The organism is Streptomyces sp. DT2A-34 (assembly GCF_030499515.1).
Lineage (GTDB): Bacteria > Actinomycetota > Actinomycetes > Streptomycetales > Streptomycetaceae > Streptomyces.
Window position 1 is genome coordinate 416,081 of record NZ_JASTWJ010000001.1, and the last position, 19,897, is coordinate 435,977.

At 70.3% G+C, this 19,897-nt stretch carries 17 protein-coding genes and 1 pseudogene; 5 read left to right on the forward strand and 13 right to left on the reverse strand.

The window, feature by feature from the left end; translation table 11 throughout:
• Positions 1-42 precede the first annotated feature (42 nt).
• Complete coding sequence (locus tag QQM39_RS01985) at positions 43-1,263, forward strand: lactonase family protein (protein WP_301994831.1); 1,221 nt, start codon at positions 43-45, stop codon at positions 1,261-1,263.
• Here the strand turns inward: QQM39_RS01985 and QQM39_RS01990 are convergent.
• Together QQM39_RS01990 and QQM39_RS01995 are read right to left on the reverse strand one after the other, a co-directional pair.
• The gene (locus tag QQM39_RS01990; RefSeq protein WP_301994832.1) at positions 1,231-1,956 is read right to left on the reverse strand and encodes a DUF2470 domain-containing protein; all 726 of its coding nucleotides are present in this window, start codon (positions 1,954-1,956) and stop codon (positions 1,231-1,233) included. The two genes, QQM39_RS01985 and QQM39_RS01990, sit on opposite strands and share 33 nt — an antisense overlap.
• Positions 1,957-2,074: 118 nt before the next feature.
• The gene (locus QQM39_RS01995) at positions 2,075-2,683 is read right to left on the reverse strand and encodes a TetR/AcrR family transcriptional regulator (RefSeq protein ID WP_301994833.1); all 609 of its coding nucleotides are present in this window, start codon (positions 2,681-2,683) and stop codon (positions 2,075-2,077) included.
• A 107-nt stretch (positions 2,684-2,790) separates the two neighbouring features.
• On the opposite strand from QQM39_RS01995, the gene QQM39_RS02000 reads away from it, so the two are divergent.
• Positions 2,791-4,326 (forward strand): cytochrome P450, encoded by a 1,536-nt coding sequence (locus tag QQM39_RS02000; RefSeq protein WP_301994834.1) that lies wholly within the window; start codon positions 2,791-2,793, stop codon positions 4,324-4,326.
• Here QQM39_RS02000 and QQM39_RS02005 read toward each other — a convergent pair.
• Positions 4,288-5,130: a pentapeptide repeat-containing protein gene (locus QQM39_RS02005; RefSeq protein WP_301994835.1), complete on the reverse strand. Its 843-nt coding sequence runs from the start codon at positions 5,128-5,130 to the stop codon at positions 4,288-4,290. The two genes, QQM39_RS02000 and QQM39_RS02005, sit on opposite strands and share 39 nt — an antisense overlap.
• A 140-nt stretch (positions 5,131-5,270) precedes the next feature.
• Here QQM39_RS02005 and QQM39_RS02010 point away from each other — a divergent pair, with 140 nt between their 5' ends.
• Positions 5,271-5,471, forward strand: coding sequence for a DUF5999 family protein (locus tag QQM39_RS02010; protein WP_301994836.1), 201 nt, complete (start codon positions 5,271-5,273; stop codon positions 5,469-5,471).
• An 11-nt stretch (positions 5,472-5,482) separates the two neighbouring features.
• Here the strand turns inward: QQM39_RS02010 and sigJ are convergent, their stop codons facing one another.
• The 10 genes and pseudogenes from sigJ to QQM39_RS02060 all read right to left on the reverse strand — a co-directional run bounded on the left by sigJ (position 5,483) and on the right by QQM39_RS02060 (position 16,266).
• Positions 5,483-6,385, reverse strand: a complete 903-nt coding sequence (gene sigJ, locus QQM39_RS02015) for an RNA polymerase sigma factor SigJ (protein ID WP_301994837.1) — start codon at positions 6,383-6,385, stop codon at positions 5,483-5,485.
• Positions 6,386-6,418: 33 nt separating this feature from the next.
• Positions 6,419-7,162, reverse strand: a complete 744-nt coding sequence (locus QQM39_RS02020) for a PIG-L deacetylase family protein (protein WP_301994838.1) — start codon at positions 7,160-7,162, stop codon at positions 6,419-6,421.
• A 28-nt stretch (positions 7,163-7,190) separates the two neighbouring features.
• Positions 7,191-8,494 (reverse strand): annotated as a pseudogene (locus tag QQM39_RS02025) (alpha/beta fold hydrolase).
• Positions 8,495-8,595: 101 nt separating this feature from the next.
• Positions 8,596-9,621 carry a LacI family DNA-binding transcriptional regulator gene (locus QQM39_RS02030; protein ID WP_301994839.1) on the reverse strand — a complete coding sequence of 342 codons (1,026 nt, stop codon included), beginning with the start codon at positions 9,619-9,621 and terminating at the stop codon, positions 8,596-8,598.
• 87 nt (positions 9,622-9,708) lie between these two features.
• Positions 9,709-11,139, reverse strand: coding sequence for a BNR repeat-containing protein (locus tag QQM39_RS02035; RefSeq protein ID WP_301994840.1), 1,431 nt, complete (start codon positions 11,137-11,139; stop codon positions 9,709-9,711).
• A gap of 51 nt (positions 11,140-11,190) precedes the next feature.
• Complete coding sequence (locus tag QQM39_RS02040) at positions 11,191-11,511, reverse strand: L-rhamnose mutarotase (protein WP_301994841.1); 321 nt, start codon at positions 11,509-11,511, stop codon at positions 11,191-11,193.
• 17 nt (positions 11,512-11,528) lie between these two features.
• Positions 11,529-12,608 (reverse strand): rhamnose ABC transporter substrate-binding protein, encoded by a 1,080-nt coding sequence (rhaS, locus tag QQM39_RS02045; RefSeq protein ID WP_301994842.1) that lies wholly within the window; start codon positions 12,606-12,608, stop codon positions 11,529-11,531.
• A 121-nt stretch (positions 12,609-12,729) separates the two neighbouring features.
• The gene (locus tag QQM39_RS02050) at positions 12,730-13,719 is read right to left on the reverse strand and encodes an ABC transporter permease (protein WP_301994843.1); all 990 of its coding nucleotides are present in this window, start codon (positions 13,717-13,719) and stop codon (positions 12,730-12,732) included.
• A complete protein-coding gene (locus QQM39_RS02055) occupies positions 13,712-14,752 on the reverse strand; it encodes an ABC transporter permease (RefSeq protein ID WP_301994844.1) in 1,041 nt (346 codons plus the stop codon). The genes QQM39_RS02050 and QQM39_RS02055 overlap by 8 nt, the downstream gene beginning before the upstream one ends.
• Positions 14,749-16,266, reverse strand: coding sequence for a sugar ABC transporter ATP-binding protein (locus QQM39_RS02060; protein ID WP_301994845.1), 1,518 nt, complete (start codon positions 16,264-16,266; stop codon positions 14,749-14,751). The genes QQM39_RS02055 and QQM39_RS02060 overlap by 4 nt, the downstream gene beginning before the upstream one ends.
• A gap of 282 nt (positions 16,267-16,548) precedes the next feature.
• On the opposite strand from QQM39_RS02060, the gene rhaI reads away from it, so the two are divergent.
• Complete coding sequence (rhaI, locus tag QQM39_RS02065) at positions 16,549-17,709, forward strand: L-rhamnose isomerase (RefSeq protein WP_301994846.1); 1,161 nt, start codon at positions 16,549-16,551, stop codon at positions 17,707-17,709.
• A 142-nt stretch (positions 17,710-17,851) separates the two neighbouring features.
• On the forward strand, positions 17,852-19,891 hold the full coding sequence (locus tag QQM39_RS02070) for a bifunctional aldolase/short-chain dehydrogenase (protein WP_301994847.1): 2,040 nt from the start codon (positions 17,852-17,854) through the stop codon (positions 19,889-19,891).
• Positions 19,892-19,897: the final 6 nt, after the last annotated feature.

The following is a 19,897-nucleotide window of genomic DNA, read 5'->3' on the forward strand; positions in this document are numbered from 1 at the left end:
TGGCTGTCGCGACCACGACGACCGACGACCTGAGGTGTGGACATGGGCAGTGGTGGGCTGAGCAGGCGCCGATTCGTGGGAACCCTCGCGGGATCGGCCGCCGGCGTGACCCTCCCGGCGGCCACGGCGTGCGACGACGCGCCGGCCCCGGCGGACACGGCCGGCACGGCGGCCCCCGAGGCGACCACTCCCGGGACCCGTCCGAGCGCCCAGACCGAGAGCCGCGAGCCGTCCGGCCCGCGCCCCCTCTACCTCGGCGCCTACACCTCCGTCGAGAGCGGCGGCACAGGCATCGGCCTCGCCACCTACGACCCGGCGACGGGCCGCGTCACCGGCACCGGAACGATCACCGGGATCGGCGACCCGTCGTATCTGGCACCGCACCCGAACGGCCGGACGCTGTACGCGGTCAACGAGCGCGACGACGGTGCCGTGACCGCCGTCCGCCTCGCCGACCGCAAGATTCTGGGGAGCCGGAGCACCGGCGGGGCGGCGCCCTGCCATCTGTCGGTGCATCCGAGCGGACGCTGGCTGCTGAGCGCCAACTACGGCGGGGGCAGCGTCGCCGTGCACTCGATCGGCGCCTCGGGGGCGCTCGGCGAGCGCACCGAGCTGGTCACGCACTCGAGTCCGCCGCCCGGCCCCGGCCAGGAGGGCCCGCACGCCCACCAGTTCATCACGAGCCCCGACGGCGGCCATGTGCTCGCCGTGGACCTCGGCACGGACACCGTGTACACCTATCGCCTCGACCAGAAGGCGGGCACGCTCACCGAGGTCGCGCGGGCGCAGACGCAGCCGGGTGCGGGCCCGCGTCATCTCACCTTCCACCCGGGCGGCCGGTACGCGTATCTGGCCAACGAGGTCGACAACACCGTCGCGGTCTGCACGTACGACCCCGGCACGGGCCGGCTGACCGTCGGCAAGGAGCAGTCCACCGGTACGGGCTCGGGCACCAGCTATCCGGCGCAGATCGTGGTGACGGCGAACGGCCGGTACGCCTATCTCGCCAACCGGGGCCACAACAGCCTCGCGCGCTACGCGGTGGAGGCGGACGGCGCCCGGCTCCGGCTGCTCGACACGGTGCCGGTGTCCGGGGACTTCCCGCGGCAGATCGCCCTCTCGCCGGACGGCTCGCTGCTGTTCGCGGCGAACCAGCGGTCGAGCACCGTCAGCGTCTTCCACGTCGACGAGGACAGCGGTGAACTGCGCCTCGCCGGCGAGCCGTTCGCGTCACCCGTCGCCGTCTGTGCGCTGCCGCTGTAGGGCGCGCGGGCAGGAGGCGGCACTGGCCTGGGCGAGCAGGATGTGCATGCGTTCGGTGAGCTGTGCGACGTCGTCGGCGGGCCGGTGGAACGGCAGCCGTACGTCGGCCTGGGCGCGGGCGCGTTCGATGCGCAGCGTCAGTCCGTGCCGGTCGACGGCGAGGGGCTGCACACGGACGGCGCCGTGCAGGCTGTCGGAGTCGACGAGGCGGGTGAGCCGCTCCACGGCGTCCGGGTGGCAGTCGGCGAGGTGGGTGAGCAGCCGCGCCTCGGCGGTGGCCAGCGGGTCGGGCGTGGCGGCGGCGAACTCGTCGAGGTCGACGACCACGGCACCGGACGGCTGCCGCAGCACCACCCGCGTAGGCTGGAACGCCAGTTTGCCCTCCTCGGGGGTGAACCAGCCGGACAGCCAGAGCCGGGCGCGAATCCGTTTGCGTACGGGTACGGGGGCGACGTCGGCGAACTCCAGGACGGCGGCGGGCTCTCCGCGGGGGGCGCAGATCGCCGCCGCGACGAGCGCGCTGTCCTCCGGCACGTCGAGCAGGACGCGGCCGTCCTCGGCCACGGTGTGCGCGCCGACGAGCTCCTCGCGACTGCCCTCCGCGGTCACCGCGCAGGACCACGCGGCGTCGAGCACCGACCGGGCCCGCTCCGCCGCGGAAGGCGCGGCCGTCCACGCTTGGCTGTCACCCATCCCAGACCTCCTTAGGTAAGCCTTGCCTAACCTACAGAAGATCGGGCCGCACGCCAACCGGCCCCGCCGATCCTGTGCCATCTCTTTGCAGGTGCAGGCGGTACGGTTCGCCCGACACTCAGGGCGTGATGACGCCCAACAGGGCCCGGGCGCACAGGTCGCGCACCTGCTCCCGGGAGAGGTCCGGGCCTCTCAGCCACTCCAGGCAGACGGCGGTGGTGAACGCCAGCCAGCCCCGCACGGCCAGCGCTACATCGGGCCGCTCCTCGAAGACCGGGCCGAACTCGGGGTCCGCCGCCATCGCCGCGAGGATCTGCTTCTCCTGCGCGGCCAGGGCCTGTTGGTAGACCTTGCGCACGGCCTGGTCACCGGCCGCGTCGGCGCGATGGAAGGCGCGGAATCCGTGCGCGTGCGCTTCGACGTACTCCAGATACGTGTCGAGGCCCGCGGCGAGCTGCTCGCGCACCGGGACTCCGGGCACGGCGGCCGTCATCCGCAGCATGCGCTCGCTCTCCCGCTCGACGACGGCCGCGAAGAAGTCCCGCTTGTTCGGGAAGTAGTGGTAGAGCAGCCCGCGCGAGACCCCGGCGATCTCGGCGACCCGCTCGATCCACACCTCGTCGTAGGGGCTCTCCGAGAACAGCCGCGCCCCGACCGCGAGGAGCTGCTCGCGGCGTTCCCCGGTACTGAGGCGGCGGCGGGTGCGCTCGCCCTGGTTCGCGGCCATGACCGCACTTTACTTGACGTGGATTCAACGGCGGGACCAGACTGGACGCGTTACTGAACCCACGTACAACGAGCTCGACCTGCCGCTGGATCAAGGGAGATCGCGTCATGGCGGAGACAGTGACCGGGACAGTGGCCGGGACCGGACTCCCCAAGGGATTCCGCAGCGCCGAGCAGGGCTGGCCGGAGCTGTCCCGCATCCCGCATCCGCCGCACCGGCTGCCGTTGCTCGGCGACGTCCTCGGCGCCAGCCGGCGTACGCCGCTGCAGGACTCCCTGCGGTACGCACGGGAGTTGGGGCCGATCTTCCGGCGCAGGGCGTTCCACAGGGAGTTCGTGTTCGTCTGGGGAGCCGGACTCGTGGCCGACATGGCGGACGAGTCGCGCTTCGCCAAGCATGTGGGGCTCGGCATAGCCAATCTGCGGCCGGTCGTCGGAGACGGCCTGTTCACGGCGTACAACCACGAGCCGAACTGGCGGCTGGCGCACGACGTCCTGGCACCGGGGTTCAGCCGGGAGGCCATGGCGGGCTACCACCCGATGATGCTGGCCGTGGCCGACCGGCTCATGGACCGCTGGGACCGCGAGCTGACGGCGGGCCGGGCGGTGGACGTGCCCGGTGACATGACCAAGCTGACCCTGGAGACCATCGCGCGCACCGGGTTCGGGCACGACTTCGGCTCCTTCGAACGGGCCCGTCCGCATCCCTTCGTGACGGCGATGGTCGGCACACTCACCTACGCCCAGCGCCTCAACTCCGTACCGGCGCCGTCCCTGCTACGGCGTGCCGCACGCCGCAACCAGGCCGACATCGCCTACCTCGACCGCACGGTCGACGACCTGGTCCGCGCCCGTACGGCGAGCGGGCCCGGGGACGGGGATCTGCTGGACCGGATGCTGGAGACGGCCCACCCGGAGACGGGCGAACGGCTCTCCGCACAGAACGTCCGGCGCCAAGTGATCACCTTCCTGGTGGCCGGCCACGAGACCACCTCGGGCGCGCTCTCCTTCGCCCTGCACTATCTCTCCCGCCACCCGGACGTCGCCGAGCGCGCCCGTGCCGAGGTGGACCGCGTCTGGGGCGACACGGCGGTGCCCGGCTACGACCAGGTGGCGAGGCTGCGGTATGTGCGCCGGGTGCTCGACGAGTCGCTGCGGCTGTGGCCGACGGCGCCGGCCTTCGCCCGGGAGGCGCGCGAGGACACGGTGCTCGGCGGGGTCCATCCGATGCGGCGCGGCGCGTGGGCGCTGGTGCTCACGGCGATGCTGCACCGCGATCCCGAGGTCTGGGGCGCGGACGCCGAGCGGTTCGATCCGGATCGCTTCGACCCGAAGGCCGTACGGACACGTCCGCCGCACACCTTCAAGCCGTTCGGGACGGGGGCGCGGGCCTGCATCGGGCGCCAGTTCGCGCTGCACGAGGCCACGCTGGTGCTGGGGCTGCTGCTGCGCCGGTACGAGTTCAGGAGCGACCCGGCCTATCGGCTGCGGGTGACGGAGCGGCTGACGCTGATGCCGGAGGGGCTGCGGCTACGCCTGGAGCGGCGGGCGGCAGGCACTGCGATCACGGCACCCGCCTCGTCGGGGGCCGTCGAGGACGCGCCCTCAGAGCTGCGCTGTCCAGTGCGCCGGGCGGCCGACTGAGGCGGGCAGCCGCGTGCCCGCGCTGCCCCGGGCCGCGTTCAGCTGGGGCTGGGTCAGGAAGAACGCGCCGGTCAGATCGGCGTCCGTGAGGTCGGTGTCGCGCAGGTCGGCACCGATGAGGTCCGCTCCACGCAGGTCGGCGCCGGTCAGGTCGGCGGCTATGAGGTAGGCGCCGCGCAGGTTCGCGCCGCGCAGGTCGGCGCCCTTGAGACGGGCGCCCATCAGGTCCGCGCCCCGTCGGTTCTTCTTGCGGCCCCGTACGCCCGCCCGCGCCAACTCGCTGGTCTTCAGCAGGAGCACGTTGACCTCCTGCCGGTGAGCGGCCACGTCCAGCGCGCCGAGCTCCTCCGGGGTCCGGCGCGTGAGCTGCTCGGTCGCCTCCAGGAGCCCCCGCAGCTCGGCGTGGAGGGGGCGGGCGGCGGGCAGGGTGAGGGCCTCGGTCAGGTACCAGAGCAGTTCGTGGAGCTGGCGGACGACCGGGAAGACGTCGAACATCCGCCGCGCGTGCTCGCGGGAGGCCGCACGCCAGTCCTTCCCGGCGAAGGTGACCTGTGAGACCTTCTGACCGGCGCCGAAGCAGTCGTAGACCGTGCAGCCGGTGAAGCCCTTGGTGCGGAGCCGGGCGTGGATGCCGCAGCGGTGGTCGTCCTGGAGGTTCCGGCAGGGCGTCCCGGCCGCCTTGTCGACCGCGAAGTCGGCGGAGGCGGCGAAGGGCAGGGCGACGCAGCACAGCCCGAAGCACCGCTCGCAGTCGCCGTGCAGGTCCGCCCGGTCGACGGTCTGATCTTGCATGACGTTCAGCATACGGAACGAAAACTCACCGACGAGTTTCCGAGGCTGTGGGGGTCTTCTCATCCAACGGAAAACAAGCTCGGCTACCACTGAGAGACAAGCCGACGGAAGCAGGAGCACCACCGCATCGAAGAGAGTCGAGGCGATACGTCATGTGCAGCCACCAGCCCCCGTGCCCGACCGCCGACAGCCTGGACCATCACGCCGCCGTGATCGTGTCGGCCCACCCCGAACAGGGTTGGAGCCTGCTGTGCAACGGCACCATCGTCTTCGACGACACCGGTGAACTCCTCCCGGACGGGCGGGTGGTGAGCCCGCACCGTACGGTCGGCGTGCTGGCCGTGGCCGCCTGAGCCATAAGGCGTCAGGCCTCCAGACCGGTCAGGTCCAGGCGCCCGAGGCGCTCGGGGTCGGCCAGGATGTACATCTCCGTGATCCGGCCGTCGGCGATGGTGACGCCCATGACCGACTGCGGCTGTCCTTCGGGGGCGTTGAGGACCCCGACCGTGCCGTTGACGAGCACGAACCGGATGAACCGCGTGGACTGCGCCAACTGCCGGAACAGCAGTGCCTGTTCGGCCACCGACTTCGCGCCGCGCACCACCTTGGACGCCGCGACACCTCGGACCAGCGGCCCGGAGTCGGCGCGCAGCACCACGTCGGGGTCGAGGACCGCGAGCAGTGCCTCGAAGTCCCCCGCGCGGGAGGCCGCCATGAAGGCGTCGAGGACCTGCCGCTGTCTGCCGAGATCCGGCTCGGTCGACGGCGTGGCGCCCTTCACCCGGCGCCGGGCGCGGCTGGCCAGCTGGCGGGTGGCGGCCGAGGTGCGTTCCACGATCGGGGCGATGTCGTCGAAGGGCACGGCGAACATGTCGTGCAGCACGAACGCGATCCGCTCGGCCGGGTCCAGTGTCTCCAGCACGACCAGCAGGGCAAGTCCCACCGAGTCGGCCTGGAGCACCTCCTGTTCCGGGTCGATCGTCGACAGCGGTCTGATCACGGGGTCCGGGACGAAGGTGTCGTCCAGGGGCTCCTCGTGACGCCGCGTGCGCGAGCGGAGCATGTCCAGGCAGACCCGGCCGACCACGGTGGTCAGCCAGCCGCCGAGGTTCTCGATGTCGTCCGCGTCGCTGCGGCTCAGCTTCAGCCAGGCCTCCTGGACGGCGTCCTCCGCCTCGGCCGTCGAGCCGAGCATGCGGTAGGCGACCGCCCTGAGACGGCCCCGGTGCTCCTCGAAGCGGTGCGCCAGCAGATCCGTGTCGTTCACATTCCCCCCGTTTCGCGCTTCGGTCGAGCGGGTCTACCGGCTGAACAGCTCGAAGGCCACGGCCGGCTTCCCGCCGAACCGCTCCCCCGTCGCCTCGGCGTGCGAGGTGAGGAAGCCGCGGGCGTACGTCTCCGGGTCCTGCGTCGTCAACGCCTCGATGTAGGCACGGTGTTCGAGCAGCGAGCGCACCGCACGCTCCAGGCCGGCCGAGGCGTCCACCGCGTGCGTGGGCGTGCTGGAGCCCGCGACGGCGACCCAGCGCACGCCGTTCCACGGCTCGAGGCCCTGCTCGACGAGCTCCGGAAAGATCCACCGGTTACCGGCGTCGCCGGCCGCGTCCAGGGTGGCACGGCCGACCGCCACATGGTCCGGGGTGTTCCAGGCGACGCCGCCCCAGGTGTCCCGGTGGTTGAGCGTGATCACCAGCTCGGGCCGGTGCCGGCGGATCGCGGCGGCGATGTCGCGGCGCAGGGCGGTGCCGTACTCGATCACGCCGTCCTTGTGGTCGAGGAACTCCACCGCAGACACGCCCACCACCGCCGCGCTCGCCCGCTGCTCGCGTTCGCGCAACGGGCCGCACTTCGCCGGTTCCAGCGTGTCGATGCCGGCCTCGCCGCGGGTCGCCAGGACGTACGCCACCTCGCGGCCCCCGTCCGTCCAGGCGGCGATCGCCGCCGAGCAGCCGTACTCGAGGTCGTCCGGGTGCGCGACGACGGCGAGCGCGCGCCGCCAGTCGTCGGGCATGGGCTTCAGCTCAGTGATCGTCGGCTCGGTCATGCCCGCACACTAACCCGTCACACCGACATCACGCTTCGTCACGGGTGAGCGCGAGCAGCCGGTCCAGGACGCGGGGGCCGCCGGCCCGTACGCCGTCGTGCTCGAACTCGTCGGTGACCCAGGTGCGCAGGCCGCGGATCGCGCGGGCGGTGGCGAGCGAGTGGGCGGTGTCGACGTACATGTCGTCGTGGTAGATCGCCGCCGCGACCGGCACCTCGTTGGCGGCGAGGCGCGTGGAGTCGTAGAGGGGCGTCCAGCCGGTGCGGGCGGCGAGGAGTTCGGCGGTCTCGCGCAGCGGGCGCAGCGCCGGGTCGCAGTCGAACATCCAGGGGTGGATGGTCTCGCCGGTGAACAGCAGCGGCCCGTCCCCGGCGAGGGTCTTGGCCGCGTCGAACTGCGGGAACTCGGCGCGGACGCGCTCGGCGGACCAGGCGGTGGGGCGGGTGTCCTGGCCGTAGATCGCCTCGTGGACGAGGGCGTACAGCGGGTGGCTCGCGTACGACAGCAGGCCCTGGACCTCCTCCTGGAAGGCGTCCGAGAGGGCCGGGCCCTGCGGGGTGCGCACGAAGGCCTCTTCGAGGAGGTAGTGCAGGCGGTGGCTGCCCTCGCTGCCCCCCGAGGACGATGCCGAGGGACTGGAAGGCCTCGGCGGTGAGGCGGTAGCCGTTCGGCAGGACCACGTCGTGCGCGAGGAGGTGGTCGGCGATACGGCGGGCGCGCTCGACGTCCTGCGGGTAGCGGGCGTAGTGCGCGGCGACCTTGCGCTCGACGCGCGGGTAGGCCGCGCGGTAGACGTCGTCGGCGTGCGCGTCGAGGGAGGGCAGACCGCCGGTGAGGACGGCGGCGATCAGACCCTCGGGGGCGGTGGAGAGGTAGTTGACCGTGCAGAAGCCGCCGAAGCTCTGGCCGAGGACGGTCCAGGGGGCGCCGCCGGTCACCTCCTGGCGGATCGCCTCGCAGTCGCGGACGATGGAGTCGGCGCGGAAGTGCGTGAGGTAGTCGGCCTGTTGGGCGGGGCCGCCGCGCAGCGGGAGCGTCTGACGGTTGGCGGGGGTGGAGTGGCCGGTGCCGCGCTGGTCGAGGAGCAGGACGCGGTACTCCTTGAGCGCGCGGCCCAGCCAGGCGCCCTTGTCCGACGAAGCGGTTCGCGCCGAAGCCGGGGCCGCCCTGGAGGTAGAGCAGCCAGGGCAGGTCCTGGTGCGCCTTGTCGCCGGCGACGACCTCACGGGCATAGAGCTCGATCGTCTCGCCCTTGGGGGCGTCGTGGTCGAGGGGCACGGTGAAGTGGCGGTCGGTGAGGACGACGCCGGGCTGGCGGTAGCTGACGGTCAACAGGGCTCCCGGGACGGAGGGTTTTCGGTCCGCGTCCCAGTTCAGCACATGTTCGTCCGCCGACCGAGCCCCGGGATCATGAAATCGTACTGAACGGCGGATCAGCGGGCCGAGAGACTGGACCGCCGGACCACCAGCTCCGGCTGCAGGACGACCCGCCGGTGCTCGTGCTTCTTCGGCGCGGTCTCCTCCTCCGTCTCCTCCAGCAGCATCTCCGCCGCGAGGGTGCCCATGGTGACCGCGGGCTGCCGTACGGAGGTGAGGGGGACGGCCGCGGCGGCCGCGAACTCGATGTCGTCGTAGCCGACGATCGCGAGGTCGTCGGGGACCTTTATGCCGGCCGCGTACATGGCCTGCAGGACGCCGAGGGCGAGCAGGTCGTTGGCGCAGAAGACGGCGGTCGGGCGCTCGGCGAGGCCGAGCAGGCGGGCGCCGGCGTCGCGGCCCGCGGCGACGTCGAGGCGCTCGGTGGGCAGCTCGCGCAGGTGCTCGGGGCCGAGGCCGGCCTCCTGAAGCGCGTGCAGGGCGCCGGTGCGGCGGTCGCGGACCTGGTTGAGGCCGGGCGGGCCGCTGACGTAGGCGATGGAGCGGTGCCCGGCGTCGACGAGGTGCCGTACGGCGAGGGCGCCGCCGGCGACGTCGTCGACGGAGACCGAGCACTCGGTGGTGCCCTCGGCGACGCGGTCGACGAGGACGAAGGGGATGTTGTGCCGCCGGAACGTCTCGATGTTGCGGCCGGTGGCGTCGGCGGGGGTCAGCAGGACGCCCCGCACCCGCTGTTCGGCGAAGAGCGACAGGTAGTCGGCCTCCTCGCTCGCGCTCTGCGCGCTGTTGCAGACCATCACGCCGAGCCCGGCCTCGCGCGCGGCCCGCTCGGCGCCGCGCGCCACGTCGACGAAGAAGGGGTTGCCCATGTCGAGGACGAGCAGCCCCATGATCCGGCTGCGGCCCGCGCGCAGCTGGCGCGCGGACTCGCTGCGGACATAGCCCAGCCGGTCTATCGCGGACTGCACCCGCGCCCGGGTCTCGGTCGCGACCGTGTCCGGACGGTTGATGACGTTCGAGACCGTGCCGACGGAGACTCCGGCGGCGCGGGCGACGTCCTTGATACCCACCGACTGGGCCATCGGGCAGGGACCTCCAGGAAGACTTGTAAGACGCGGGGCGGCGGGAAGGCCTTCACATTACCGTCATGCCGCCCACAACAGCTTCGATCAGGCAGGCAGGCGGAAGTTGAGGTTACGGAGCGCCGAGGGCGTCGTACCGCTGGACTTCTCCTGGTACATGATCGACAGGAAGTTGTCCTGCGCGATACGCGTCTCGTCGATGACGACCTCGCCGAAGGCGTTCAGCCCGGCCGTGACACCGTCGTACAGGACCGACCAGTCCGTGTAACCGGAGGCCTTGGAGGCCCCGGCGATCCGGCAGAACGGGAAGATCGCGTACGCGTTGCCGTACTTGTCCAGGATCAGCTTGGTGCGCTGGCTGGAGTTGAGCGGGACCGGGATCTCGGTCTTCTGCCAGGTGCCCGAGGAGTTCTTGCGGACGTGGAAGGCCCGGCCGTTGGCGGTGCGGTCGGCGACGTAGTTCGTCGTGCACTGGCCGAAGCGGCCGGGGACGTAACTGATGATCGCGTGCGGCAGGCCCGCGGAGTCGGTGAACTGGCTCTCCTGGTTCATCAGGGAGTGGTCCGGGTTGAGCGCGTCGATCACCAGACCGCTGTCGGTGACGGCGACCTTGTCGGAGCCGCCCGTGGTGCCGACGACGGCGCCGGCGTTGTTGCGCCAGGTGCGGCCGCGGTCGTCGGAGTAGACGTAGCCGGTGTCGTGGTTGGTGATGCCGCCGCCGTTGCACATCACGGCGCCGTTCTGCTCGCGCCAGGTGAAGAAGGAGTGCAGTCGGCCGTTCTTGTCGTAGTCGATGCCGTGCAGGTACATGTTGCGGGCCGTCGAGGAGCCGTGCTCGCTGGTGTACGTGCCGGTGGAGCTGGTCCACTCGCCGAGGTTGGACCACGAGGTGCCGTTGTACTCGGCGATCGCGTTGCGGCCGTTGCCCGAGATGCCGACGCGGTAGCTGAGCTGGAGCTTGCCGTCGGGCATCGAGATGAACTGCGGGTAGGTGAACTGCGAGGTGAGCGCCAGCCCGTCCAGGGTGGACTGCGGTGCCCCGAAGCGGCTCGCGTCCCAGCTGAGCCCGGCGGGGTTGTCCATCAGCCCGGCGACCGACTTGACGTAGGTGAAGCCGTCGCTGTGCGAGTCCATGTTGAGGTGGAGGCGGCCGTCGATCTTGGAGAGGCCCATGGATATGACGTTGTGGGAGTCGTTGTAGCGCAGGGTGTGGCCGACCTTGACCGTGGACCAGGTGCTGGAGCCGAGGACGCGGCGGCCGACGACGGCGTTGCGGTCGGCGGTGTACCAGACGGCGTACTGGTAGCCCTTGTAGGTCAGCAGGCCGTTCTTCTGGAAGGCGTTGTTGTTGACCAGGCCGTCGTACGACACGAAGAAGATGGCCTGCGTGTCGAGTGTGGTGGTGCCGGTCAGGGTGAGGGACGGGCCGGGGTCGGCGGCACGGGCGGTTCCGGATGCGAGGGCGGGGGTCATGACGGCTCCAGCGAGGGCGGCGCCCAGCAGCGTACGTCTCTTCATCTCGGGGGACTCCGTTGTCGGCGAGGTGCGGGGAAGGGGGACATTCAGGGGTCAGGCCAGGTGGAACACTTCCGTGAGCGGTTTCATGGCCTCGTCGGGCCGGGCGCCGTCCAGCGACTCGAAGAACGGCGCCATCTCCGCCTGCCAGCGGGCGTTGACGTCGGTGGCTTCCATGCCGGCCACGGCCGCCGCGAAGTCCTCGGTCTCCAGGTAGCCGACGAGCAGGCCGTCCTCGCGCAGGAAGAGCGAGTAGTTGTGCCAGCCGGTGGCCGAGAGCGCTTCGAGCATCTCGGGCCACACGGCGGCATGCCGCTCACGGTACTCGTCGAGGCGGTCCGCCCTGACCTTCAGCAGGAAGCACACGCGTTGCATCAACAACCCTCCGGATGTCAGAAGTTGAACTGGTCGATGTTCTTGGCGTCGAAGACGGTCGGCTTGCCGAGGCTGATCACGCCGTCCTTGCCGATGGTGTACGTGGTGCCGTCGGCCTTGAAGGTCTCGCCCTCCTTGCCGGTGATCTGGCCGGAGACCAGGGCGACGGCGGTGCGGGCGGCCAGGTCGCCGAGCTTCGACGGGTCCCACAGCTCGAAGGCGTCGACGGTGCCGTTCTTGACGTACTTGCGCATGTCGTTCGGGGTGCCGAGGCCGGTCAGCTTGACCTTGCCCTTGTACTTGGAGCCCGACAGGTACTGGGCGGCCGCCTTGATGCCGACGGTGGTCGGGGAGATGATCCCCTTCAGGTTCGGGTACTCCTGCAGCAGGCCCTGGGTCTGCTGGAAGGACTTCTGGGCGTCGTCGTCACCGTAGGCGACCTTGACGAGCTTGATGTCCTTGTACTTGGGGTCCTTCAGCTCGTCCTTCATGAAGTCGATCCAGATGTTCTGGTTCGTCGCGGTCTGGGCGGCGGACAGGATCGCGATCTCGCCCTTGTAGTCGATCTGCTCGGCGAGCAGCTGCACCTCGGTGCGGCCGAGGTCCTCGGCGGAGGCCTGCGAGACGAAGGCGTTGCGGCAGTCGGCGGTGGTGTCGGAGTCGTAGGTGACGACCTTGATGCCGTTCTTCATGGCCTGCTTGAGCGCGGTGCACAGGGCGCCCGGGTCCTGCGCGGAGACGGCCATCGCGTCGACCTGCTGCTGGGTGAGCGTGTTGACGTAGGAGACCTGGCCGGCGGTGTCGGTGGCGCTGGACGGGCCGACCTCCTTGTAGCTGGAGCCCAGCTCCTTCAGGGCCGCCTCGCCGCCCTTGTCGGCGGAGGTGAAGTAGGGGTTGTTGACCTGCTTGGGCAGGAAGCCGACGGTCAGGCCCTTCTTCAGCTCGGCGTTCGGGTTCGCGGAACCGCCGGTGGCGGCGGAGGCGCCCTCGCTCTTGACGTCCTCCTTGGTGGTGCCGCCGCAGGCGGTGGCGGCCAGGGCGAGGGATGTGACGGCGGCGAGGGCCGCGCAGGTACGGCGGAGGGATGACTTGCGCATGCTGGGTTCCTTTTACGGTGGTGAGGTGGAGCGCCCCGAAAGGGGCGCGGGTCTGTATCGGTATGCGGCTCCGCCGCGTGGGCGCGACCAGCCACAGACGGCCGGCAGATTGAGGACGGCCCTATGAGCCGAGTGATTGCGCTCTACGGCCCGCCCTCGTGACGGCGATCTGACGCGCAACCCGAGGACCGAGAACCGAGAGAACAAGCAGTACGCCGGTCACGACGATCTGCGACTGGGCGGAAACGTCCTGCAGACTCATCACGTTCTGCAGCGCCCCCAGCAGGAACACTCCGGCGATCGCACCGCCCAACGTGCCCTTGCCGCCGTCGAAGTCGATGCCGCCGAGCAACACGGCGGCGACGACGGAGAGTTCGAGGCCGGTGGCGTTGTCGTAGCGGGCGCTGGCGTAGTGCAGGGCCCAGAAGATCCCGGTGAGCGAGGCCATCAGCCCGGTGACCGTGAACAGGATCAGCTTCTGTCGCTTGACCCGGATACCGGCGAACCTCGCGGCCTCCTCGCTCGCGCCGGTCGCGAAGACCGACCGACCGAACGGGGTGGCGTGCAGGGCGATCACGGCGATCGCGAGGAGCACCAGGAAGGGCAGGAAGGCGTACGGGATGAAGGTGTCCCCGATACGTCCGGCCGCGAAGTCCAGGTACTGGGTGGGGAAGTCGGTCACCGCGTCGGAACCGAGGATGATCTGTGCGATGCCGCGGTAGGCGGCGAGAGTGCCGATGGTGACGGCGAGCGACGGCAGCCCCAGCTTGGTCACCAGCAGACCGTTGATCAGTCCGCACACCACGCCGAGCACCAGACAGATCGGGATGATCGTCTCGATCGTCATGCCCTGGTTCCACAGGGCGCCCATCACCGCGCCCGAGAGACCGGCGGTGGAGGCGACCGAGAGATCGATCTCGCCCGAGACGACCAGAAGCGTCATCGGCAGGGCGATCAAGGCGATCGGAAGGGTGTTTCCGATCAGGAAGGACAGGTTGAGAGCGTTTCCGAAACCATCGACCGTTCCGAAGGACAGCAGGAGCACGACGATCAGCAGCGCGCCGACGACCGTGTCCCAGCGGATCGCTCGGCTCAGGGAGAAGTCAGCCATGGCGAGCGTTCCTCTTCTTCAGGGCGGAGGCCACGCGCAGCGCGACGATCCGGTCGACCGCGATGGCGAGGAGGAGCAGGATGCCGTTGATCGCGAGCACCCAGACGGAGCTGACACCGAGGGCGGGCAGCACGCTGTTGATGGAGGTCAGCAGCAGCGCGCCGAGCGCCGCGCCGTAGACACTGCCGGAGCCGCCGGTGAAGACGACGCCGCCGACGACGACCGCGCTGACGACGGTGAGTTCGTAGCCGTTGCCGGTGCCGGAGTCGACGTTGCCGAAGCGGGCCAGGTACATGGCGCCCGCGAGACCGGCCAGCGCACCGCAGAAGGTGTACGCGGCGAGGATCCGCTTGCGCACCGGGATGCCGGCGAGGCGGGCGGCCTCCGGGTTGGACCCGAGGGCGTACAGCTCGCGGCCGCTGCCGAAGTGCTTGAGGTAGTACGCGGTCGCCACCAGGACGGCGAGGGCGATCAGCGCCGGCCAGGGCACCGCGGAGATGCCGCCGGAGCCGAAGTCGACGAAGCCGTCCGGGAGGTCGGCCGCCGTGATCTGCCGGGAGCCGACCCAGATCGAGTCGATGCCGCGGATGATGTAGAGCGTGCCCAAGGTGACGACGAGGGCCGGTACCTGGCCGAGGCTGACGAGAAGGCCGTTCAGCAGACCGAAGGCGATGCCCATCAGGACCGCCAGGAGCACGGCGACGACGGGGTTCCCGCCGCCCTGCAGATACATGCCGGCGGCGAAGGCGCTGATGCCGAGGGTCGAGCCGACCGACAGGTCGACGTTCCTCGTGATCACCACCAGGGACTGGCCGGTGGCGACCAGGACGAGGATCGTCGCGTTCAGGAGCAGGTCCTTGATGCCCTGCTCGGTGAGGAACTCGCTGTTGCCGAGTTGGGTGACGGCGATCATCACCACGAAGACGACCAGGATGGCGAGTTCGCGCATCTTGAAGACGCGGTCGACCAGGCGGGTGCCGTGGGACTTCGGTACGTCGGTGACAGGGGCCTGCTTGGGAGTGATCACCGTCATGCGGCGGCCCTCCCGGTTGCTGCGGCCATCACGGTTTCCTCGGTGGCGTCGGAGCGCGGTATCTCGGCGGTCAGGCGGCCCTCGTGCATCACGAGCACGCGGTCGGCCATGCCGAGGATCTCGGGCAGGTCGGAGGAGATCATCAGGACGGCGACGCCGTCGGCGGCCAGTTCGCTGAGCAGCCGGTGCACCTCGGCCTTGGTGCCGACGTCGATGCCCCGGGTGGGCTCGTCGACGATCAGCACCTTGGGGCCGGTGGCGAGCCACTTGGCGAGGACGACCTTCTGCTGGTTGCCGCCGGACAGGGTGGAGACGGTGTCGGCGATCCGGGCGTACTTGACCTGGAGCTTGACGGCCCAGTCGAGGGAGCGGCTGCGTTCGGCGCCGCGGTCCATCAGGCCCGCCTTGACGGTCGTACGAAGACCCGTGAGGCCGATGTTGCGCTCGATGGACATGTCCATCACCAGGCCCTGGGCGCGCCGGTCCTCGGGGACGAGGGCCAGGCCGGAGGCCATGGCGGTGGACGGGGCGCCGTTGGTCAGGGCCCTGCCGTCGATGGTGACCTCGCCGGCGTCCCAGCGGTCGATGCCGAACACGGCCCGCGCGACTTCGGTACGGCCCGCGCCGACGAGCCCGGCGAGGCCGACGATCTCACCGCGTCGTACGTCGAAGGAGACGTCGGTGAAGACGCCCTCGCGGGTGAGCCGGCGCACGCTCAGGGCGACCTCGCCCGGCTTCACGTCCTGCTTGGGGTAGAGCTCGTCGAGGTCTCGGCCGACCATGCGGCGTACGAGGTCGTCCTCGGTCATGCCGTCCAGCGGTTCGCTGCCGATCCAGGCACCGTCGCGCAGGGTGGTGACCCGCTGGCAGATCTGGAAGATCTCCTCCAGCCGGTGGGAGATGAACAGGACGGCGGCGCCCTGTTCGCGCAGGGCGCGGACGACGCCGAAGAGGCGGGCGACCTCGCTGCCGGTGAGGGCGGCGGTCGGCTCGTCCATGATCAGGACGCGGGCGTCGAAGGAGAGCGCCTTGGCGATCTCGACGATCTGCTGGTCGGCGATGGACAGGCCGCGCGCGGGGCGGTCGGGGTCGAGCTCGACGCCGAGGCGCTGCATCAGGGCCAGGGTCGCGGCGTGCGTGGCCTTGTGGTCGATCCGGCCGAGCGCGCGCCGCGGCCGGCGGCCCATGAAGATGTTCTCGGCGATCGACAGGTCCGGGAAGAGAGTCGGCTCCTGGTAGATCACGGCGATACCGGCGTCGCGGGCGTCACCGGGGCCGTGGAAGACGACGGGCGCACCGTCGAGCAGCACCTGGCCCGCGTCGGGCCGGTGCACTCCGGCGAGTGTCTTGATGAGGGTCGACTTGCCCGCGCCGTTCTCGCCGGCGAGGGCGTGCACCTCCCCGGGAAACAGCTCCAGGGAGACGTCCCGCAGGGCACGGACCGCGCCGAAGGACTTCGAGATGTCCCTGAGCGCCAGAACCGGGGCCGGACCCGTTTTGGACGGGTGGGTCATGGGGGCTCCTCGACGACGCCGGCGGGACGGCCCTCTCGGCGTCGTGAAAGGTTTCAACTTGGTTGCCGGGACGTTAGGCATGGAGCGCATGTCACGTCAATGGGTCCGTGTCGAAAAAATTTCGATGAGACAAGGTCACGGGGGAGTCACGGGAAACAGCCTTGGCCACAGGGCTTGACACCCCACCGGACGGCTCATACGTTCCCCTCTTGAATCGTTTCACAGCGAAGCCGTTCAGATGTCTACCGTCCGACTTCCGTCCCGACGTCACAGGAGCCCTCAGTGACCGAGCTCGCCGCGGTGAAGGCCGCACTCAAGTCCCAGGCAGTCGAAACGCCGTCATGGGCGTACGGGAACTCGGGGACGCGGTTCAAGGTCTTCGCCCAGCAGGGCGTTCCGCGTACGCCGCGCGAGAAGCTGGAGGACGCGGCCCAGGTGCACGCGTTCACCGGTGTGGCCCCGACCGTCGCGCTGCACATTCCGTGGGACAAGGTCGAGGACTACGGCGCGCTGGCCAAGTTCGCCGAGGAGCGCGGCGTGAAGCTGGGCGCGATCAACTCCAACACCTTCCAGGACGACGACTACAAGCTGGGCAGCATCTGCCATCCGGACGCGGTTGTGCGACGCAAGGCCGTCGACCATCTGCTGGAGTGCGTCGACATCATGGACGCGACGGGCTCCGCCGATCTGAAGCTGTGGTTCGCGGACGGTACGAACTACCCCGGGCAGGACGACCTCCGGGCGCGGCAGGACCGGTTGGCCGAGGGCCTGGCCGAGGTGTACGAGCGGCTCGGGGACGGGCAGCGGATGCTGCTGGAGTACAAGTTCTTCGAGCCGGCCTTCTACTCGACGGATGTACCGGACTGGGGGACGGCGTATGCGCACTGTCTGAAGCTCGGGCCGAAGGCGCAGGTCGTCGTGGACACCGGGCACCATGCGCCGGGGACCAACATCGAGTTCATCGTCGCGACGCTGTTGCGGGAGGGGAAGCTCGGGGGGTTCGACTTCAACTCTCGGTTCTATGCCGATGACGACCTGATGGTCGGGGCCGCGGACCCGTTCCAGCTGTTCCGGATCATGTACGAGGTCGTGCGTGGGGGCGGGTTCTCGCCCGAGGTCGCGTTCATGCTCGATCAGTGTCACAACATCGAGGCGAAGATCCCGGCGATCATCCGGTCGGTGATGAATGTGCAGGAGGCCACGGCGAAGGCGTTGCTGGTTGACCGCGTCGCTCTGGCCGAGGCGCAGGCCTCTGGTGACGTGCTGGAGGCGAATGCCGTGCTGATGGACGCGTACAACACGGATGTGCGGCCGTTGCTGGGTGAGGTGCGGGAAGAGATGGGTCTCGATGCCGACCCCATTGCCGCGTACCGCCGGTCCGGGTGGGCCGAGAAGATCGTGGCCGAGCGGGTTGGTGGGGAGCAGGCCGGGTGGGGGGCGTAAGCGTCTGCCAAGTTCTGTTGTCTTCGGGCTGCGGGCCGGATGTGGCCGGTCGCGCCCGCGCGGCGGTAGCCGCAAATTCAACACAGCCCCCCGCCCCTGTGGGGCGCTCCCCGCACCCTCTCTCAGATAGGACTGAACACTAATGGCACCCCACCCCGAAGCCGCCGCCCTCCTCGCCCGTTCCCGTCGGCTCGGCTCCGACCCCCGCAACACCAACTACGCCGGCGGAAACGCGTCCGCCAAGGGCACCGACACCGATCCCGTCACCGGTGGTGACGTCGAGCTGATGTGGGTCAAGGGGTCCGGTGGTGACCTCGGGACGCTCACCGAGGCGGGGCTGGCGGTGCTGCGGCTGGACCGGATGCGGGCGCTCGTCGACGTGTACCCGGGCGTCGAGCGTGAGGACGAGATGGTCGCCGCCTTCGACTACTGCCTGCATGGGAAGGGTGGGGCGGCTCCGTCCATCGACACCGCCATGCACGGGCTCGTCGAGGCCGCGCACGTGGACCATCTGCACCCCGACTCCGGGATCGCGCTGGCCTGTGCCGCCGACGGCGAGAAGCTGACCGCCGAGTGTTTCGGTGACACCGTGGTGTGGGTGCCGTGGCGGCGGCCCGGGTTCCAGCTCGGGCTCGACATCGCCGCGGTCAAGGAGGCCAACCCGCAGGCGATCGGGTGCATCCTCGGCGGGCACGGCATCACCGCCTGGGGTGACACCTCGGAGGAGTGCGAGCGCAACTCGCTGCACATCATCCGCACCGCCGAGGCGTTTCTCGCCGAGCGCGGGAAGCCGGAGCCCTTCGGGCCGGTGATCGAGGGGTACGCGGCGCTCGGCGCCGTCGAGCGGCGGGAGCGGGCCGCGGCGCTGGCGCCGGTCATCCGCAGCATCGCCTCCCAGGACCGGCCGCAGGTCGGTCACTTCACCGACTCCGAGGTCGTCCTCGACTTCCTCGCGAGCGCCGAGCACCCGCGTCTCGCGGCCCTGGGCACCTCGTGCCCGGACCACTTCCTGCGGACCAAGGTCCGGCCGCTCGTCCTCGACCTGCCGCCCACCGCTCCCCTCGACGAGGCCGTCGCCCGGCTCAAGGAGCTGCACGCCGAGTACCGCGAGGAGTACGCCGCCTACTACCAGCGGCACGCCCTGCCCGACTCCCCCGCCATGCGCGGCGCCGACCCGGCGATCGTGCTGATCCCCGGGGTCGGCATGTTCAGCTTCGGCAAGGACAAGCAGACCGCGCGCGTGGCCGGCGAGTTCTATGTCAACGCCATCAATGTCATGCGGGGCGCCGAGGCCGTCTCCACCTACGCGCCCATCGAGGAGTCCGAGAAGTTCCGTATCGAGTACTGGGCGCTTGAGGAGGCCAAGCTTCAGCGGATGCCGAAGCCCAAGCCGCTCGCGACGCGCATCGCGCTGGTGACGGGCGCGGGCAGCGGGATCGGGAAGGCCATCGCGCAGCGGCTCGTCGCCGAGGGCGCGTGTGTGGTCGTCGCCGATCTCAACGCCGAGAACGCCCAGGCCGTCGCCGAGGAGCTGGGCGGGCCGGACAAGGCCGTCGCGGTGACGGTCGACGTCACGTCCGAGGAGCAGATCACCGAGGCCTTCAAGGCGGCCGTGCTGGCGTTCGGCGGGGTCGATCTGGTGGTCAACAACGCCGGTATCTCCATCTCCAAGCCGCTGCTGGAGACCTCGGCCAAGGACTGGGACCTCCAGCACGACATCATGGCGCGCGGTTCCTTCCTGGTGTCGCGGGAGGCGGCGCGGGTGATGATCGCTCAGGAGCTGGGCGGTGACATCGTCTACATCGCCTCGAAGAACGCCGTCTTCGCCGGACCCAACAACATCGCCTACTCCGCCACCAAGGCCGACCAGGCCCATCAGGTACGGCTGCTCGCCGCCGAGCTGGGTGAGCACGGCATCCGCGTCAACGGGATCAACCCGGACGGTGTGGTGCGCGGGTCCGGGATCTTCGCCGGTGGGTGGGGGGCCAAGCGGGCCGCCGTGTACGGGGTCGAGGAGGAGAAGCTTGGCGAGTTCTACGCCCAGCGCACCATCCTCAAGCGCGAGGTGCTCCCCGCCCACGTCGCCAACGCCGTCTTCGCCCTGACCGGCGGGGACCTCACGCACACCACGGGACTGCACATCCCGGTCGACGCCGGCGTCGCGGCCGCCTTCCTGCGGTGAGCGCGT

What these genes read in the sequence shown, in the direction of transcription:
- QQM39_RS01985 (WP_301994831.1), top strand. Translation starts at nt 43, where the DNA reads ATGGGCAGTGGTGGGCTGAGCAGGCGCCGATTCGTGGGAACCCTCGCG.
- QQM39_RS01990 (WP_301994832.1), bottom strand. Translation starts at nt 1,956, where the DNA reads ATGGGTGACAGCCAAGCGTGGACGGCCGCGCCTTCCGCGGCGGAGCGG.
- QQM39_RS01995 (WP_301994833.1), bottom strand. Translation starts at nt 2,683, where the DNA reads ATGGCCGCGAACCAGGGCGAGCGCACCCGCCGCCGCCTCAGTACCGGG.
- QQM39_RS02000 (WP_301994834.1), top strand. Translation starts at nt 2,791, where the DNA reads ATGGCGGAGACAGTGACCGGGACAGTGGCCGGGACCGGACTCCCCAAG.
- QQM39_RS02005 (WP_301994835.1), bottom strand. Translation starts at nt 5,130, where the DNA reads ATGCTGAACGTCATGCAAGATCAGACCGTCGACCGGGCGGACCTGCAC.
- QQM39_RS02010 (WP_301994836.1), top strand. Translation starts at nt 5,271, where the DNA reads ATGTGCAGCCACCAGCCCCCGTGCCCGACCGCCGACAGCCTGGACCAT.
- QQM39_RS02020 (WP_301994838.1), bottom strand. Translation starts at nt 7,162, where the DNA reads ATGACCGAGCCGACGATCACTGAGCTGAAGCCCATGCCCGACGACTGG.
- QQM39_RS02030 (WP_301994839.1), bottom strand. Translation starts at nt 9,621, where the DNA reads ATGGCCCAGTCGGTGGGTATCAAGGACGTCGCCCGCGCCGCCGGAGTC.
- QQM39_RS02035 (WP_301994840.1), bottom strand. Translation starts at nt 11,139, where the DNA reads ATGAAGAGACGTACGCTGCTGGGCGCCGCCCTCGCTGGAGCCGTCATG.
- QQM39_RS02040 (WP_301994841.1), bottom strand. Translation starts at nt 11,511, where the DNA reads ATGCAACGCGTGTGCTTCCTGCTGAAGGTCAGGGCGGACCGCCTCGAC.
- rhaS (WP_301994842.1), bottom strand. Translation starts at nt 12,608, where the DNA reads ATGCGCAAGTCATCCCTCCGCCGTACCTGCGCGGCCCTCGCCGCCGTC.
- QQM39_RS02050 (WP_301994843.1), bottom strand. Translation starts at nt 13,719, where the DNA reads ATGGCTGACTTCTCCCTGAGCCGAGCGATCCGCTGGGACACGGTCGTC.
- QQM39_RS02055 (WP_301994844.1), bottom strand. Translation starts at nt 14,752, where the DNA reads ATGACGGTGATCACTCCCAAGCAGGCCCCTGTCACCGACGTACCGAAG.
- QQM39_RS02060 (WP_301994845.1), bottom strand. Translation starts at nt 16,266, where the DNA reads ATGACCCACCCGTCCAAAACGGGTCCGGCCCCGGTTCTGGCGCTCAGG.
- QQM39_RS02070 (WP_301994847.1), top strand. Translation starts at nt 17,852, where the DNA reads ATGGCACCCCACCCCGAAGCCGCCGCCCTCCTCGCCCGTTCCCGTCGG.